Raw genomic sequence first — 15,435 nt, forward strand, 5'->3', positions numbered from 1 at the left:
TCGGGAGTCGGCCTCGCGGTGCCGCCCGTTCCGCTGGGCGGGATCGAGCGGCCCGGTGTGCGAGCCGTCACGCGGACACCACGGTGCAGGTGGAGAATTGGCTGGCGCCTCCCTGCCCGGTGGCGATCGCGATCCGGGCGCCGTCGACCTGACGCTCACCTGCGGTTCCGCGCACCTGTTCTGCGGCCTCGGCCAGGCGAACCAGGGCGGTGGCTCCCACCGGATTGGCGGTCTGGGGCCCGCCGGAGGGCTGCAGCACGGTGGGACTGCCCCAGGCACCGAAACCCGACGCGGCGAGGTCGGGACCTTCCGGGGCCTTGCACAGTCCCAACGGCATGTACGCCATGGTCTCCGCACTGTTGAACGGCGCGTGGATCTCGATCACCTGGGCGTCGTGGCCGGAGGAGATCCCGGCCTGTGCGTACGCACGCGCTGCCGCCTTCTGCAGGCTCAGCAGTTCCACCAGGTCGCCTTCAGCGCGCCCGATCCGGTCACCCATCTCGTACGTGTCCGAGACACTGCCGCGGCCACGCACCCATGCCACCGGGCGGCCGGTGCGGCCGATCACCTCCCCCCGGGCGACCACGACAACACACACGCCCTCGGAGATCGGGCAGGCGTCGTACTTGCGGATCGGCCAGGTGAGCATCGGTGAGGACAGCACGTCGTCGCGGGTGATCGCCCGGCGCAGCTGCGCGTGGGGGTTGCGCATCGCGTGAGCGAAATTGCGCACCGAGATGTCGGCCCAGATCTCGGGCGTGTAGCCCCAGAGCTTCATCATCCGCGTCGCGCGCATGGCGCACATCGACAGCGTGGACAGCCCGGTGTCGCGCTCGTAGATGGGGTCGAAGATCGAGTTGAAGATCGCGGGTACGGTGGCGGCCTGTGCCATTCGCTCGACGGCCACGACGACCGCCACGTCCGCCAATCCCCCTTCGAGCATCTCGATGGCGCTGTACGCAGCCCCGATCCCGGTGGCACCACCGGTGTTCACCCGGAACGACGCCCGTCCCACCGATCCCGCGGCCGGCAGAAAGCTCTTGTCCGGCGAACGCTCGCCCGCGAGGCCGTCGGGGGCGAAGCCTCCGACCACGAGGTCGACGTCCGCCATCGTGATCCCCGCATCGGCGAGCGCGACCGTCACCGTGTCGAAGACGAGGTCCGGGGTGGCGGCGCTCCAGACCCGGCGGTAGGGCGTCTGCCCCACACCGATGATCGCGACGTCAGAAGACATACAGACCCAACCCACCGTCCACCGTGATGTCCTGCCCGGTCACGTAGGAGGCGCCGTCCCCGGCGAGGAACGCCACTACCGACGCGACCTCGGCCGGCTCGGCGGGTCGGCGCATCGCGGCCCTCGCCTCGATCCGGGTCCGCAGGTCCGCCGGAAAGCGCTGGTACGCCGCCGTGTTGGTGAGGCCCGGTAGCACGCAGTTGGCGGTGATGCCGTACCGGGCGCCCTCCAGCGCGGTGGTACGGCTCAGCCCGGTCAGCGCGGCCTTGCTCGCCGCATAGGCACCGTGGCCGTAGTTGCCCAGGCTGGCCGCGATGGAGGAGATGTGCACCACCCGGCCCCAATGGGCCTGCTTCATCAAGGGGAAGACTGCGCGGGTGAGGTAGAAGGACGCAGCGGTGTGCACCGCGAACTCCTCGGCCCAGAGTTCGTCCGAGGTCTCGTCCACCCGCGCGGCCTGGTCGATCAGCCCGGCGTTGTTGACGAGGATCAACGGCGGCCCCAGGTCGGAGGCGATGGCCGCCACCGCGACCCCGACGGCCGCCGAATCGGTGATGTCGAGGACCCGGGGGTGAACGGACTTGCCGGCCCGGTCGACCAGGGTCTCGAGGCGCGCGCCGTCCAGGTCGAGCGCGGCCACGAGGAGCCCTTCGCCCACGAGGACCTCGGTGATGGCGGTGCCGAGTCCACCGGCCGCGCCGGTCACGATCGCGACGGTGCCCTCGGGTCGGGTCATGACCCGCCTCCGGGCAGGTCGGCCACGAAGTGGAAGTCGGTGATGCGCCCCTCGCACTCGGCCCGAAACTCGACTCCCACCCTCATCCCGGCGAGCAGCCGGGCGGCAGCCGCGTCCAGATCGCCCAGGTCGATCCCGGTGACCGCGTTGAGCACCGCACTGTCGGAGCCCTCGAGCAGCACGAGGGCGACCACGACCGGCGGCTCCGGCAGGCCGGGGAAGGGCTCGGTCAGAATCGTGAACGTCTCGACGGTGCCGGTGGTCCCCACCTCCACCAGGTCGCGCTCGGTGGGGGCGTAGCAGGCGTCGCAGAACCCCCGCGCCGGCACGAGCACGCGGACGCACTGGGGGCACCGGGAGCCCATGATGCGCTTGTTCTTGAGTTCGTGGAAGAACGCGCTCGCCACCCGGCCCGCGAAGTAGGTGTACCCGAAGTTCCACTGGCCCGGGATGGTCACCAGTTCCACGTCCGGCTCGTCCGTCTGCTGACTCATGACGGTGCGTCACTTCCCATCGGGTCGGGGTGGTTCTGCGTGCGTGAGAGCACCAGAGCGGCCTGGGTCTGAGCGGCCACGACGGAGGACCCCGTGGCCAAGGCGTGCTGCGCATTCCCCTGACGCAGGGCTCGGTGCGCCTCGGCAACGCGCACCAGGCCCATGGCGGGCGCGCAGTAACCGGCGGCGCAGCCGCCGTCGGCGTTGACCTGGGGGGACCGCGCCAGCATTTCCATGCCGCCGGCCGGGGGCGCAGCGCCGACCGCCTCGAGGCCGAGTGCCTCATCGAAGCTCGTCAGGCCGTCGATCTCCAGGACACCGACGTCCGCGATCCCGATACCGGCCATCGCGAGCGCACGCCCGGCGGCGTGCGTCAGAGCCGGCATCCCGAGCAGGTCCCGGTCGCCGAGCTCGAAGCTTTCCGTACCGAGACCGACGCCGCCGATCCGCACCGGTGTCCGCGTCGCGGTGACGATGACGGCACTGACCACGTCCGCCCACAGCGGGAGGTCTCCGGTCACGAGCGGAATGGGGGCGGCGGGTCGGCGGTCTCCCGGTGCGGACCCCTCCGCCCGGCGGCCGGCAACTTCGTCGCGCCACGCGGCGTATGCCGGGTACGCCCGAAGCGCGGCGGCGGCCCGGAACGCGGACACGGACAACTCGGTGAGGCCGAAGGGTCGCACCGTGAACGGGTCGAAGAGGGTCCGGGAGATGGCGTCCGGATCACCCTCGCTGGCTCGTCCCCAGCTGGCCACGATGCAGACCTCACTGTGCCCCCCGCGGATCCGGGCGACAGCGAGCGCCAGCGCGCTCGCGCCGTCCTCGCCGAGTCGCACCTCGTCCTTGAGGTACGCGCCGGCCGCCGGCGCGGTGACCATGCTCGTGAGGCCGCGGCCGTCGACCAGGTCGTGCGCACCCAGCACAACTCCGTCCACGTCGGCCATCGTCAGACCCGCATCGACGAGAGCGAGGCTCACGCCGTCGAAGATGAGGTCCGTCAGGCTTCGCGAGGTGTCCGCCCAGGTGCGCGTGACCGCCGAACCCGCGATGTACACGTCTCTCATGGGGCCGCGCTTCCCAACAGGGATGTTGACCGGGAGACTGATGGACGCAGCGCGCACGAGGGAGGGCCATGGCGAAGAAGCCGCCGATCGGCGAACGACGCGACCAGGCGCGGGCCGAACCGAGCCCGGCCTACCTGGAGCGGCGGGCGCAGCTCCTCAAGGCCGCCAGCGAGGTCTTCCGCAGAAAGGGCCTGCAGGCGACGAGCATCAACGACATCGTCACCGAGTTCGGGGGCGACCGCGCCTCGGTCTACTACTACTTCCCGAGCAAGGAAGCGATCTTCCACGAGGTCGTGGAGGCGGTCATCACCGAGATGGTCGAGGCGGCCGAGGCCCTCGCCGCCGCCGACCGGCCGGTGGCCGAGAGACTCCAGCTGTTCATCGAGGGTGCTTTCGACGCCTTCGAGCGGCACTACCCGTACCAGTACATCTACATCCAGGAGGACCTCTCCCGGGTCCGCCGGTCGGAGTCGGCCTCGGCTCGCCGACTGCTGGTGCTCGGCGGGCGGTACGAGGCGGCGATCCTCGGGGTGGTCCGAGAGGGTGTCGCCTCCGGTGAGCTTCGTCGCGACATCGATCCGCACCTGTTCACGCTCGCCATTCTCGGTGCCTCCAACTGGTCGCACCGCTGGTTCCGGCCGGGGGGGCGCCTGCCCGGCATCGAGATCGGTCGCGAGTTCGCCGGCTATCTGCTCCGCGGAGCCGTCTCGCCGTCCCTGGAACACGTTCCTTAGGTTCATCCGCCCACCAGCCAGGGCCAGACACCGGGGGTGTCGGGGGCAGTCACCGAGGCGGCTGTCCGGCGCGCCCATGCCGTCTCGCCGCCGTGTTCGTCGCGCCAGGACCACAGCGCGGTGGTGTACCGGTGCAGGCTGTGCTCCTGGCTGATGCCGACGGCCCCGTGCAGCTGATGGGCGATGCGGGCACCGGTCCCGGCCGCGCTTCCGGTGCGGACTTTCGCGCAGGCAACCAGATCGACTGCGTCCGGTTCTCCCGCCGCCGTGGCGATGAGCGCACGGCGGGTGAGGGCGCCGGCCGCCGCCGCCTCCCCGCCGAGTTCCGCCAGCAGTTGCTGCACCGCCTGGAAGCGGTCCAGGGGGCGCCCGAACTGGACGCGAGTTCGGGTGTGCGACACACAAGCTTCGACCAGGCGCTCGAGAGCCGCCGACATCTGGATGCAGCGAGTCAGGGCGCCGTGTACCTCACAGAGTTGAAGCACGTGCTCCAGGGGGAGATGCACCGAAGCGACCACCACGGGCGCGTAGCTGAGCCGAACGGCATCGCGCGGCTCCCCCGCCAGGTTCCGCCCGGGCGTCACCTCCACGTCGTCGATCGCCACGAGGGCGAGGGCAGCGTCGTCGCCGTCAGCGACCGGGACCAGCAGGTGGGTGGCCCAGCTCGCCCACGGGACCCTCTCCGCTGCGGCGGACAAGAGCGCGTCCGGGCCGTCGAAGAGCAGTTTGGCCTCCACTGGTGGGGCGACGACGACGAGGCCGGCGTCCGCGGGCAACTCGAGGCCAGCCAACTCGATCAGTGGGGCCGCGGCGAGCACGACGTCGGCCAGGGCGGAAGGGGTGCCGACCATGGCGGCCGCCACGTCGGCGGCGTCCTGCAGATCGCCGCCCTGGCCACCACATCGTTCAGCCAGCCCGACCCGGTGCCACCCGTCCTCCACCAGGCGGTTGTGCAACTCCCGCAGCTTTGATTCGGAGCTGACGCCGGAGGGCTCATAGACATCGTTGGCCGAACAGATGGAGCGCAGGGTTCGACTGATCTCACTGCCGGCGGGACGCTCGCCCACCAACGAGCGAGCGACGATCCCGCGCAGGATCTCGTTGGTGCCGCCGCGAAGCGTGAAGCCGGGCGCGTGCAGCGTCGCGCGCACGACATGACGACGCAGGTCGTCCTGAGCATCGAGGTCGGTCTCTCCCGGATGCAGATGGCGGGCCAGGTCGATGACGCGACTTTCAGCGCGAGTACCGAGATCCTTGACAAGCGCCGCCTGGGCCGCCGGCGCGTCGCCGCGCCCGAGCGCGTCGGCCACCTCGGCCGACATGGCGCGGAGCGCGGAGAACTCCGCAAGCAGGCTCCCGAGCTCGCTGGACGACGGTCCGCCTCGGGCCTTCTCCACCACCGCCGCCAGCAGCGGCATGGTCGACAGGAAGCGCTCCGGTCCGCTGCGCTCGTAAGCCAGCTCAGCGGTCACCTGGGACCAGCCCTGCCCCTCGGCGCCCAGGAGATCGTCGTCGGGCAGCTTCACGTCGTCGAAAACCACCTCGTTGAAATGGTGTTCGCCGTCGAGGGTTCGGATGGGGTTGATCGTGATCCCCGGCGCCGCGAGATCAACGAGAAACTGGCTCAAGCCCGCGTGGCGCTGTCCCTCGACCGCGGCGGCAGTACGCGCCAGCACGATCGCCAAGCTCGCCCGGTGGGCGTGACTGGTCCAGATCTTCGTGCCGGTCAGGATCCAACCGTCCCCGTCCCGGATCGCCGCGGTCCGCACCGAAGCCAGATCGGAACCACTGTCCGGCTCGGACATGCCGATCGCGAAGAAGCATTCGCCGCGACAGATCGCCGGGAGGAACCGTCGACGTTGTGCTTCGGTCCCATGCTTGAGAATGGCGGGTCCGCTCTGCCGGTCGGCGAACCAATGAGCTGCAACCGGCGCGCCCGCGGCCAACAGTTCCTCGTTGACGATCCACCGCTCGCGCTCGGATCGTCCGCCTCCCCCGTACTCGACGGGCCAGGTCATGCCCAGCCAGCCGCGGCTCCCCAGGGCTCGGCTGAACGCGGGGTCGAACCCACTGAGCCAGGAGTCACAACTCAGCACAACGCCCCGGTCCTGGACCTGCCGGTCGATGAAGTCCCGGACCTCCCGGCGCAAGGCGAACTCGGCCGCTGGGTCCAGCCTCGTGGTCATTCGTCCTCCGCCAGCAGGGAGATCGCACCCATCGGGCACGCGTCGACGGCCTCCGCAATGGCCTCGGGGTCGTGGTGGACATCCGGCACGACCGTGGAGATCCCTTCTGCATCGAGCACGAAGGACTCCGGCGCCATCTGCAGGCACATGGCGACGCTGGAGCAGAGCGTGCGGTCCACCACCGCGCGCACGGTCATCGGAGGTGCGCCGCCACCTGAAGCCCCGTCAGGCTCCGGGCCACCATCGTCGTGTTGTATCGCAGTTCGGGGGTGACGACCTCCAGCGCGGAATACCGCTGGGTGAGGTACGCGTAGGCCTCGGAGGCCTCCAGCCGCGCCAGCGGCGCCCCGAGGCACATGTGGATGCCGTACCCGAAACCGGCGTGGCGATTGGGCGTCCGCCCGATGTCGAAGCGGTCGGGATCCAGGAAAGCCTTCGGATCGTGATTGGCCGCGTACTGCACGAGCAATACCCGGTCGCCCTCACCGATCTGTTGGTCCCCGAGCTTCATCGGCGTCCGCGCCCAGCGCGCCATCGCCCGGATCGGGCCGTCATAGCGCAGCACCTCTTCCACCGCGGGGCGGGCCAGGTCCGGGCTGGCCCGGAGCCGCTCCCACTGGTCGGGATGACGGTCGAAGGCGACGATGCCGTTGGAGAGCAGGTTCATGGTCGTCTCGTGCCCGGCGAAGACCATCAGGATGGCGTTCGCGATGACCTCGTCCTCGGAAAGGAAGTCCCCGCGCTCCTCGGCCTGGACCATGCCGCTCAGCAGATCGTCGCGCGGGTCGGTGCGCCGGGCCCGGACGATCGGACGCAACAGCTCGACCAGGTTGTTCATGGCGATCTCGCCCTTGCGCAGCCGTTCCTCCTCGTTCCCGCTGACGAAGATGACCGCTCCCAGTTCCTCGGACCAGACCTTGACGTCCTCGCGCGCCTCGTGCGGGACACCGAGGAACTCCGCGATCACGATGACCGGCAGGGTGAACGCGAACTCGGCGAAGAAGTCGATGTCCTTCCGGTCGGCCATCGGGTCCGCGAGTTCCCGCACGAGTTCCTGGACCCGCGGGCGCAGTCGCTCGACCGAGCGCGGGGTGAAGGCTTTGTTGACCAGGGTCCGCACGTGGGTGTGGTACGGCTGGTCCTTCCAGACGAAAAAGTTGGACAGGAACGTGATCAGCTGGGTGTAGCTGCTCGCGCTGGTCCGCATCTGGTCGGCGAACGGTCCTTCGAAGCGGTCCGAGGACAGCTGCTCGTGGTTCTTGTACGCGGCGATGAGCTCGTCGTAGCCGGTGACGATCCATCCGTTCCAGCGCGAGTTCCACAGCACCGGACTGACCTCGCGCAGCCGGCCGTAGTAGCGGACCGGGTCGTTGATGGCCTCGACCCCGAGCAGGTCGTCCAGGTCCACAGGGGCGGAGGTCGGCGCATCGATCGGCATGCTCGACACCATGCCCGATTTCCGCACCACGGACAACAGGGCTGTTGACCATGTTGGAACACGTGGCGTTCAATCGCGGCATGACCCCCATTGACCCGGCACCAGATCCGAGCTGGGGACGCTGGGGCCCCGACGACGAGCGCGGCGCGCTGAACACGCTCGGACCTCGCGCCGTGGCCCGTGGCCTGGCCTGCGTCGTCGACCACGTCGCAGTGAGTCTCGCGGCGCCGATCGTGGCGGGCCGGTCGACCGGCGCGGTCGGACGGCCCGCGCCCGCCCACCACATGCTGCGGGACGGTGGTGACTACGCCGCCGGCCTGCCCGAGCGTGGCGGTTTCGGTTTCAGCGACGACGTCATCACGCTGCCCACCCACGGCGTCACGCACCTCGACGCGCTCGCCCACATCTGGAAGGACGGGCTGATGTACAACGGGCACCCGTCCACGGAGGTCTCCAGCAGGGGCGCCCGCCGGCTCGGGATCCACACTGTCGGACCGATCTTGACCCGCGGGGTGTTCGTCGACCTGGTGCCGGCGGGCCGAAGCTGGCTCGATCCCGGGGAGGCCGTGGGCGTCGCCGACCTGCGCGCCAAGCTCGACGCCGCGGACGTGACCTTGGAACCCGGCGACGCGCTGCTGGTGCGCACCGGCTGGACGCAGGCCTGGATCGCCGGGGAGAACGACCCGCACCGGTGGCCGGGGCTGCACGCGGACTGCGCGGACTGGCTGGCCGAGCAGGACCTCGCACTGGTCGGGGCCGACAACATCGGGGTCGAGGCCTTCCCGTCCTCGGACCCCGACTGCCAGGTGCCGTTGCACCTCGCTCTCCTGCGCGGGCACGGCGTGATCTTCTGCGAGCTGCTCGACCTTGCGGCACTCGCCGAGACCGGCAGAAGCACGTTCCTGTTCATCGCGTCGCCGCTGAACCTGGTCGGCGCCGTGGGTGGGCCGGTCGCGCCGGTGGCTCTGTTGTGAACGGGAGAAGCGGGGACGCGCACCAGCCGCGCAGCCGGCGGACGAAGACTTTCGACGTCCACCCGCAGGGCGACGGCGTCTACTCCTTCGTCGCCCGACTGACCGACGAGGCCTGGAACGGCGAGTTCGGCGGCCCGGACCAGGTCACGATCCACGACATCGAGGTGCGGGGGCGACTGGAGGGTCCCGAGCTGACCGTCACCGCGCTCACCGTCACCCCGCTCGAACTGCCCTACACCCCCTGCCCGCGCGTCGCCCCGGCGGCCGGCGCTCTGGTCGGGCAGGCGCTGCGGGGTGGCTGGCGCAAGGCGGTCCTTGCTGTGCTGGGCGGCACCGCAGGCTGCACCCACCAGACCACGCTGCTGCTCGGCCTGGCCGAGATCACCACCCACGTGATCTTCCTGGAGATGAACGCCCGCACCCCGTACGACCCCGTGACCAGGGTCGACGGCACCTGGATGTCCACCGGCCTGGACATCGAGCCGGGCCTGGTCGACGTCTGCCACGGGTTGTCCCGCACCGGTGAGGTCCTCCTCCCGATCCTGCGCCGTTCCGACATGGTGAACGAGCGCGGTGACGCAGGCCCGACCGCGGTCTAGCTTCGCGGAACAGCCCGTTCCGAGGAGGCTTCATGCTCGACGTCCGCAGTGCGATGCGCCGCTCCGCGCAGTTCCACGCCGATCTCCCTGCGGTCGCCAGCCTGGGCCGCACGCTCACCTACGCGCAGGCCTGGGAGCGCGGGGTCCGCCTGGCAAACGGCCTGATTTCCCTCGGCGTCAAGCCGGGCGACCGGGTCGCGGTCCTGGAGGACAACTGCATCGAAGCCGCCGACTTCTACCTGGGCTCGGCGATCGCGAACGCGGTGCGGGTGCCCCTGTACCGGCGCAACTCCCGCGAGGCGCACCTGCACATGCTCACGCACACTCAGTGCCGGGTGGCGGTGGTCTCTCCGGAGTTCGCCCACGAGATCGAGGGCCTGGACGCCGAGATCGACGGACTGCAGATCGTCGTGCGGGACGAGGGCTACGAGGCCTGGCTGGCCGCCCAGTCGACCGAGGACCCGGATCCCGTCGTCAATCTGGACGACGTGTTCGTGATCCGGCACTCGGCCGGGACCACCGGCCGCGCCAAGGGGATCGCGTACACCCACCGCGCGTGGATGAGCACGACGCGGGATTGGTTCTTCATGCTGCCGCCGGTGGATGTGGGCGACGGCTGTCTGCACGTCGGGCCGATCTCGCACGGATCCGGCTACCTGTTCCTGCCGATCTGGCTCGGCGGCGGCGTCAACCACCTGGCCCCGAAGTTCGACGGCGAGGGCTTCGTCGACCGCCTGCGTGAGGACAAGATCGCCTACTTCTTCGCCGTCCCCACCATGGTGGCCGACATCGTGGCCCGGTGCGGCGAGGAGCCGCAGGACCTCCCCGACCTGAAGGTCGTGATGATCTCCGGTGCACCGATCAGCGCCAAGACCGCGCTGGCCGGCAACACGGTCTTCCCCGGGCAGATGTATCAGATGTACGGCCAGACCGAGGCCGTTCCGGTGACGTTCATGGGACCGAAGCAGTGGTTCCGCGAGATGCCCGGCTCGGATCCCCTGCGCGCGGCCGGTCGGGTCACCGCCTTCGCCGAGCTGGAGATCCGCGACGAGGACAACGCCACACTTCCGATCGGCGAGGAGGGCGAGATCGCCATCCGGTGCGAGGGCCAGATGACGGGGATCTGGGACGACGAGGAACTGAGCGCCGCCCGCCTGAAGGACGGGTGGGTCCTCACGGGCGACATCGGCCGGCTCGACGCCAACGGCTACCTCTACGTGATCGACCGCGTCGACGACATGATCATCTCGGGCGGATTCAACATCTGGCCGGCCGAGCTCGAGCAGGTCATCGTCATGCTGCCCGGCGTGCGCGAGGTCGTCGTCTTCGGTGTCCCGCACGAGAAGTGGGGCGAGGCTCCGCACGCCGTGGTGGTTACCGACCCGGGCGCGGAGCTGGACGAGGCCGGCGTGATCGAGGCCTGCCGGGAGCGCCTGGGCTCCTACAAGAAGCCCGTGGCCGTCACGTTCCAAACCGAGGCCCTGCCGCGCAGCATCGTCGGCAAGATCCAGCGCAAGGTGTTGCGAGCGGCCTTCTGGGCCGACCAGGAACGCCGGGTCGCCGGGTCCTGACCGTTCCTGACGGCTGGTCAGGAACGGCTGGCCGTTTCCGGCCGAGTGCCTGCCCGGTAGCCGCGGGTGGCCGCCTCCGCCAGGACGGCGGCGGCAGCCTGCTCCTCCTCGTCAGTAGTGGCGGCGACCGGCCTCGCTCGCATGGTCGCGGCCCCCAGGGCGCCGAGGTGCTCCAGGAATGCCCGGCCGGGCTCCCCGTCAACGGCGTCGAGAACCTCGGGCGCCGCCCCCACCCGCACGCTTCCCCACCGCGTCAGGAGCACGACGCGGGCATCGGAGCGCGGCACTGCGGTGACGGCGCTGACCGCGGCGACGATCCGGCGGACGTCCCCACCGCCGTGCAGCAGGAGCAGGTTGCGGGCGCGGGCTGCCACGTCGGCGGAGCCCCCGCCGCCGGCGGAGCGGAATGCGCTGCCCTCACCGAAAGAGTTCACGCGGCCGTGCACGTCGACCGTCGAAGCGTCGAGCAGGACGGCGGCGAGTCGCGGGACGAGCGCGAGCAGGTCGAGCGTGGACCCGCGCCAGCTCACCTCGCCGGCGTACGAGGCGTAATCGGTGCTGCTGCTCGGAAGCGTCGCAGGCATCGGCGTCACGATCGCCCCCGCCTCGTAGCACTCACTGACGCCGGCGCCCAGGCGGCGGGCCACGCGAACCGCGAGGATCGGCCAGTTGAAGCCTGCGAAAACCGGTGCGCCCGCAGGAATCACCCGGGCCGCACGGACCAGGAAGGCGGCCGTGCTCGTCTGGTCGTCGGCCTCAGCCACGGGAAGCCGCCACCGCGGCCCGCCAGGAGGCGCGACCGTCAGAGGTCCCGGCCTGCCGCGAGTAGTCGGCGTACGCCTCGAGATCGCGGGCGTACCGGCCGGCCGCGCCATCCGGGCGGACCGCACCGGCGCACATCACCACGGCATCCACGAGCAATCCCGGAATCGTGGCGGGACCGCCACCGGCTCCCAGGTGCTCTGCGACCAGAACGGTGCTTCGGGAGGCCTGCGCCGCGAGGAGGGCGTCCGCGGTGGGCTGGGTCAACCAGCCGTCGCCGGAGCGGTTGGCGGTGTCGACGTGAACGAACGCGACGTCCGGGGCGAGCGCGCGCACCACCGTCGCGGAACCGAACTCACACCGGACGGTGGTGAGCATGCCGCCGTTGCGCTCCGGGTCCAGGTAGTCGGTCCCGCTCAAGTCGGTGGTCGCGGTGAACGGGACGTCCTGGGCGGCCGCGTGGAGCGCACTGCACAGCGCGCCGTAGGACAGCTCGCACAGGTGCAGGCGGCCCTCCTGGGCTTCCCGCTGAAAATGCTCGGTTTTCACAGGGCCGACCGGGTTCCAGCAGTGCGAGAGCGTGACATGGCGGGTCACGCCCTCGGCAATCAGGTCGTCGAGCAGGATTCCGCCGGAGGCCAGCACGACGTGCAGGTCGCGGCGGCGCTGCCTGATCAGCTCATGCCCGACCGCGAACAGCTGGGCACCGAAGTTGCCCAGATAAACCGTCGAGCCGTCCGGGACCGCCGAGACGGCGGCGGCCAGCGAGCTCAGCACAGCGTCGACAGGGTGGTGGGCCCCTACAGGATGATGCTGATCTTGCCGTGGGGCGTGAGGGTGAAGTGGTCGACGATCGCCTTGCGGTGCTTGATGCGCAGGCCGTCGTCGGTGACCACCAGCACGTACTCGTAGCGGCCCACGTAGGTGACCTGGTCGCGCCGGATCCGGCTGACCATGAAGTTGGCCGCCACCATCAGCTCGTCGCCGGCCCTGCTGTCGATGCGCACGTTGGCGATGAACCGCCGGGTCCGTGACCGCGGCTGCTCGGCGTAGGCCTGCGCCTTCGTCAATCGGATCGCCCGCTGGTCGATCATCTCGCGGTGGTCGTGGATCAAGGAGAACGTCTGACCCGGGTCCTCGTTCGGCCGGTCCGGGGCCGGGATCTCGTAGATGCAGTCCTCGGTCAGCAGCTCGAGCCACTCCATCAGTTCCCACGAATCGAGCAGCGCCGCCTCGTGGTACAGGAAGTCCTCCACGTCGCCGCGGGTGACGGCGGCCGCCCGGCCGGTCACCTCGATAGCCCGGTCACCAACTGTGGCGCTCATGCCGAACCCACCTTCTCCGCGATCCGGTCCATCAAAGCGGCGTAGGACTCCCCCTCGCCGGGCAGGTCCTCGCCGGTGACGAACCGGTTCCACTGCCGCCAGAACGCACGCATCTGCAGTTCGTCAAAGGTCGTCGGGCGGTCCTTGCCGAAGCCCTTGGAGATGTCGGACCATGGCACCTCCTTGGCCGCCGCGAAGCCGAGCTGGCACTGCTCGAGGGCCTCCACATCGTCCGGCGTGGCCAAACCGCCGGGACCCCAGAACGTCAGGGCATTGTCGATCCGGTAGCCCTTGAGTTCCTCCCCGATCTCGGCCGGCGAGATCTGCCAGCCGGTGATCGCGGTCTCCGTCGGCGAGACCGGGAACATCGTCCTGATCTGGATGCCGAAGTTCAGGTCGACAATCACGAGGTTGGGGAACACGATCGTGTTCCGGCTGGTGTTCAAGGCGCGACGGGTGTACTCCTCCCCGAAGCGCTCGACCATGCGTGCCCGGTGAGCCGCGACGAGTTCCCGGCTGCGTTCATTCATCAGCGGCCGGCCGAGCTCGGGGAACCAGGTGGTCGCGTGCCCGTTGCCCAGGTCGATGCCGAAGTCCGGGATGAGGGACGTGCCGTCGCGCTTCTGCGTGACGAGGCTGGGCGTCATGCCCATGCTCATCATCATCTCGACGTAGGTCTGGTGCACGCTCATGCCGTGATAGCCGTCGCAACTGTTCTCCATGAGCAGCTTCCAGTTGGCTTTCATGGAGTAGTGGTGCGCGCCCTTGACGACGGCCATTCCGGTCTCGGACTGGTTCGCGACGAGGTCCAGCAGCTCCTTCGCATCGGCCAGGTAGTCGGACAGCGGCTCGACGTCGGGGTTGTAGGACAGGAACCAGAAGCCGCTGTGACTGTCGACCTTCGGCGGGGTCAACAGGCCGTGGGTCGATCGGTCCAGGCTCTGATACGAGTCACCATCGGGAACGTTGACCAACGCGCCCGTGTTGTCGTAGGCCCACCCGTGGTAGAAGCAGGTGAAGATCTTCGCGTTGCCGAAGTCCTCGCGGCACACCTGGGCGCCGCGGTGCCGGCAGGTGTTGAGCAGCGCGCGAATCTCACCGGTCTTGTCCCGGGTGAAGATGATCGGACGTCCGCCCACCTGGCGCGCGATGAAGTCCCCCGGCTTGGACAGCTCGGATTCGTGGCCCAGGTACAGCCACACCTTGTCGAAGAACTCGGTCTTCTCGGCCTCCAGGACGTCCTGGGACAGGAACGCGTCCCGGTGCACCCGGAACGTCCCGGCGTCGCGGTTCTCCTCGACGTACCTCGCTGACAGCTTCATCTCAGGATCCTTCGACGATGTGGGGCAGGGGCGGGCGGCGGTCGGACACCCCGGCCGCCTCGGCGGTCTTCGCGCTGACCTTGCCGTCCCGGAAGAATTCCTCCAGGACGGGATTGACGACGTCCGGTCGGTCGGTCTGCGCCTGGTGCCCGGCGCCGGTGACATAGAAGAACTGCACCCCGGGCAGGGCGTCCTCCTGGTCCCGGCCCGTCTCCACCGGGATGATCCGGTCCTCGACCGGATAGATGCAGATGCCGGGGATCGTCATCTCGGTCAACCGGCCACGGGTCGTGTTCACCGTGCGCAGGTTGATGTCCTTGGCGACGTTCACAGCCTCCTGCGCGTCCCAGAACGCGCGGAACGACTCGCGGTTTCGCTCCGCGTGCGCCATGCGCATGTCCAGGACGTCATCAGTGATGTTCTCGTCGTTGTTGATGATCAACTGCATGAGCTTGAACATGCCGTCGCGGCTGCCGTCCCAGGCGTCGGCCGGGTGGAACGTCAGCCGCTGGATCGGGGCCGCGTCGCCGAAGCCCCCGGCGATGACCGCGAAACTGCGGACCCGGTCAGGGTGGGCGATCAGGTAGTTGATCGAGTTGATGCAGCCCATGGAGTTGCCCGTGATGTGGAACGAGTCCAGGCACATCGCGTTGACGAACTCGTGCAGAAACTCGGTGTGATCATAGAAGCCGTTGGTCGGCCAATGCTCCGGTCGCAGATCGGACAAGCCGTACCCAGGCATGTCCGGGCAGATCAGCTGGAACCCGCGCTCCGCCAGGTACGGTCCGGTGTTGCGGAAGCCGGCCGCCGCGGAAGACCCAATGATTCCGCCATGCAGACCGAGCACGGGGATCCCGTCCCGGCCGAAGCTGAGGTAATGGGCGCGGGCGCCGCTGGCGAGCCGGACGTAACGGCTCTGCGCGCCCGGGATGTCGAGAAGGCCTTCACTCGTCAGTGCCATGCCCGCAACGTAGACCCGCGCGCGCGGGTATCGAC

At 69.6% G+C, this 15,435-nt stretch carries 16 protein-coding genes; 4 read left to right on the forward strand and 12 right to left on the reverse strand.

Going from position 1 to position 15,435, the window contains the following annotated elements:
- Positions 1-67: 67 nt before the first annotated feature.
- Genes SPOPO_RS32315 through SPOPO_RS0103300 form a run of 4 tightly spaced genes read right to left on the reverse strand, consistent with a single transcriptional unit; the run spans position 68 to position 3,528 of the window.
- A complete protein-coding gene (locus SPOPO_RS32315; RefSeq protein ID WP_019873351.1) occupies positions 68-1,234 on the reverse strand; it encodes a thiolase family protein in 1,167 nt (388 codons plus the stop codon).
- Positions 1,224-1,970 (reverse strand): SDR family NAD(P)-dependent oxidoreductase, encoded by a 747-nt coding sequence (locus SPOPO_RS0103290; RefSeq protein ID WP_019873352.1) that lies wholly within the window; start codon positions 1,968-1,970, stop codon positions 1,224-1,226. Before SPOPO_RS0103290 ends, SPOPO_RS32315 begins: the two co-directional genes overlap by 11 nt.
- The gene (locus SPOPO_RS0103295) at positions 1,967-2,464 is read right to left on the reverse strand and encodes a Zn-ribbon domain-containing OB-fold protein (protein WP_019873353.1); all 498 of its coding nucleotides are present in this window, start codon (positions 2,462-2,464) and stop codon (positions 1,967-1,969) included. Before SPOPO_RS0103295 ends, SPOPO_RS0103290 begins: the two co-directional genes overlap by 4 nt.
- Positions 2,461-3,528: a hypothetical protein gene (locus SPOPO_RS0103300; RefSeq protein WP_156869522.1), complete on the reverse strand. Its 1,068-nt coding sequence runs from the start codon at positions 3,526-3,528 to the stop codon at positions 2,461-2,463. The genes SPOPO_RS0103295 and SPOPO_RS0103300 overlap by 4 nt, the downstream gene beginning before the upstream one ends.
- A 68-nt stretch (positions 3,529-3,596) precedes the next feature.
- On the opposite strand from SPOPO_RS0103300, the gene SPOPO_RS27475 reads away from it, so the two are divergent.
- Entirely contained in the window at positions 3,597-4,262 is a 666-nt protein-coding gene (locus SPOPO_RS27475) for a TetR/AcrR family transcriptional regulator (protein ID WP_019873355.1), read from the forward strand.
- 2 nt (positions 4,263-4,264) lie between these two features.
- On the opposite strand, the gene SPOPO_RS33540 is transcribed toward SPOPO_RS27475, so the two are convergent.
- Genes SPOPO_RS33540 through SPOPO_RS0103320 form a run of 3 tightly spaced genes read right to left on the reverse strand, consistent with a single transcriptional unit; the run spans position 4,265 to position 7,886 of the window.
- The gene (locus SPOPO_RS33540) at positions 4,265-6,448 is read right to left on the reverse strand and encodes an acyl-CoA dehydrogenase family protein (protein ID WP_019873356.1); all 2,184 of its coding nucleotides are present in this window, start codon (positions 6,446-6,448) and stop codon (positions 4,265-4,267) included.
- A complete protein-coding gene (locus SPOPO_RS0103315; protein WP_169577148.1) occupies positions 6,445-6,630 on the reverse strand; it encodes a ferredoxin in 186 nt (61 codons plus the stop codon). The genes SPOPO_RS33540 and SPOPO_RS0103315 overlap by 4 nt, the downstream gene beginning before the upstream one ends.
- 11 nt (positions 6,631-6,641) lie before the next feature.
- Positions 6,642-7,886 carry a cytochrome P450 gene (locus tag SPOPO_RS0103320; RefSeq protein WP_033385570.1) on the reverse strand — a complete coding sequence of 415 codons (1,245 nt, stop codon included), beginning with the start codon at positions 7,884-7,886 and terminating at the stop codon, positions 6,642-6,644.
- An 80-nt stretch (positions 7,887-7,966) separates the two neighbouring features.
- On the opposite strand from SPOPO_RS0103320, the gene SPOPO_RS0103325 reads away from it, so the two are divergent.
- Genes SPOPO_RS0103325 through SPOPO_RS0103335 form a run of 3 tightly spaced genes read left to right on the forward strand, consistent with a single transcriptional unit; the run spans position 7,967 to position 11,030 of the window.
- Positions 7,967-8,860: a cyclase family protein gene (locus SPOPO_RS0103325; RefSeq protein WP_028984483.1), complete on the forward strand. Its 894-nt coding sequence runs from the start codon at positions 7,967-7,969 to the stop codon at positions 8,858-8,860.
- Positions 8,857-9,459, forward strand: coding sequence for a DUF2889 domain-containing protein (locus SPOPO_RS32325; RefSeq protein WP_019873360.1), 603 nt, complete (start codon positions 8,857-8,859; stop codon positions 9,457-9,459). The genes SPOPO_RS0103325 and SPOPO_RS32325 overlap by 4 nt, the downstream gene beginning before the upstream one ends.
- 32 nt (positions 9,460-9,491) lie before the next feature.
- Positions 9,492-11,030: a class I adenylate-forming enzyme family protein gene (locus SPOPO_RS0103335; protein ID WP_019873361.1), complete on the forward strand. Its 1,539-nt coding sequence runs from the start codon at positions 9,492-9,494 to the stop codon at positions 11,028-11,030.
- Between the two features lie 17 nt (positions 11,031-11,047).
- Here the strand turns inward: SPOPO_RS0103335 and SPOPO_RS27485 are convergent, their stop codons facing one another.
- Genes SPOPO_RS27485 through SPOPO_RS0103360 form a run of 5 tightly spaced genes read right to left on the reverse strand, consistent with a single transcriptional unit; the run spans position 11,048 to position 15,400 of the window.
- The gene (locus SPOPO_RS27485) at positions 11,048-11,794 is read right to left on the reverse strand and encodes a hypothetical protein (protein WP_019873362.1); all 747 of its coding nucleotides are present in this window, start codon (positions 11,792-11,794) and stop codon (positions 11,048-11,050) included.
- On the reverse strand, positions 11,787-12,569 hold the full coding sequence (locus tag SPOPO_RS0103345) for a CoA-transferase (protein ID WP_019873363.1): 783 nt from the start codon (positions 12,567-12,569) through the stop codon (positions 11,787-11,789). The genes SPOPO_RS27485 and SPOPO_RS0103345 overlap by 8 nt, the downstream gene beginning before the upstream one ends.
- Positions 12,570-12,592: 23 nt before the next feature.
- Positions 12,593-13,117, reverse strand: coding sequence for an aromatic-ring-hydroxylating dioxygenase subunit beta (locus tag SPOPO_RS0103350; protein WP_156869524.1), 525 nt, complete (start codon positions 13,115-13,117; stop codon positions 12,593-12,595).
- Positions 13,114-14,439, reverse strand: a complete 1,326-nt coding sequence (locus SPOPO_RS0103355) for an aromatic ring-hydroxylating oxygenase subunit alpha (protein WP_019873365.1) — start codon at positions 14,437-14,439, stop codon at positions 13,114-13,116. Before SPOPO_RS0103355 ends, SPOPO_RS0103350 begins: the two co-directional genes overlap by 4 nt.
- A 1-nt stretch (position 14,440) precedes the next feature.
- Entirely contained in the window at positions 14,441-15,400 is a 960-nt protein-coding gene (locus tag SPOPO_RS0103360; protein ID WP_019873366.1) for an alpha/beta fold hydrolase, read from the reverse strand.
- Between the last annotated feature and the right edge of the window lie 35 nt (positions 15,401-15,435).

The organism is Sporichthya polymorpha DSM 43042 (genome assembly GCF_000384115.1).
Lineage (GTDB): Bacteria > Actinomycetota > Actinomycetes > Sporichthyales > Sporichthyaceae > Sporichthya > Sporichthya polymorpha.

Coding starts and splice junctions, on each gene's coding strand:
- SPOPO_RS32315 (WP_019873351.1), bottom strand. CDS start 1,234: ATGTCTTCTGACGTCGCGATCATCGGTGTGGGGCAGACGCCCTACCGC.
- SPOPO_RS0103290 (WP_019873352.1), bottom strand. CDS start 1,970: ATGACCCGACCCGAGGGCACCGTCGCGATCGTGACCGGCGCGGCCGGT.
- SPOPO_RS0103295 (WP_019873353.1), bottom strand. CDS start 2,464: ATGAGTCAGCAGACGGACGAGCCGGACGTGGAACTGGTGACCATCCCG.
- SPOPO_RS0103300 (WP_156869522.1), bottom strand. CDS start 3,528: ATGAGAGACGTGTACATCGCGGGTTCGGCGGTCACGCGCACCTGGGCG.
- SPOPO_RS27475 (WP_019873355.1), top strand. CDS start 3,597: ATGGCGAAGAAGCCGCCGATCGGCGAACGACGCGACCAGGCGCGGGCC.
- SPOPO_RS33540 (WP_019873356.1), bottom strand. CDS start 6,448: ATGACCACGAGGCTGGACCCAGCGGCCGAGTTCGCCTTGCGCCGGGAG.
- SPOPO_RS0103320 (WP_033385570.1), bottom strand. CDS start 7,886: ATGCCGATCGATGCGCCGACCTCCGCCCCTGTGGACCTGGACGACCTG.
- SPOPO_RS0103325 (WP_028984483.1), top strand. CDS start 7,967: ATGACCCCCATTGACCCGGCACCAGATCCGAGCTGGGGACGCTGGGGC.
- SPOPO_RS0103335 (WP_019873361.1), top strand. CDS start 9,492: ATGCTCGACGTCCGCAGTGCGATGCGCCGCTCCGCGCAGTTCCACGCC.
- SPOPO_RS0103350 (WP_156869524.1), bottom strand. CDS start 13,117: ATGAGCGCCACAGTTGGTGACCGGGCTATCGAGGTGACCGGCCGGGCG.
- SPOPO_RS0103355 (WP_019873365.1), bottom strand. CDS start 14,439: ATGAAGCTGTCAGCGAGGTACGTCGAGGAGAACCGCGACGCCGGGACG.
- SPOPO_RS0103360 (WP_019873366.1), bottom strand. CDS start 15,400: ATGGCACTGACGAGTGAAGGCCTTCTCGACATCCCGGGCGCGCAGAGC.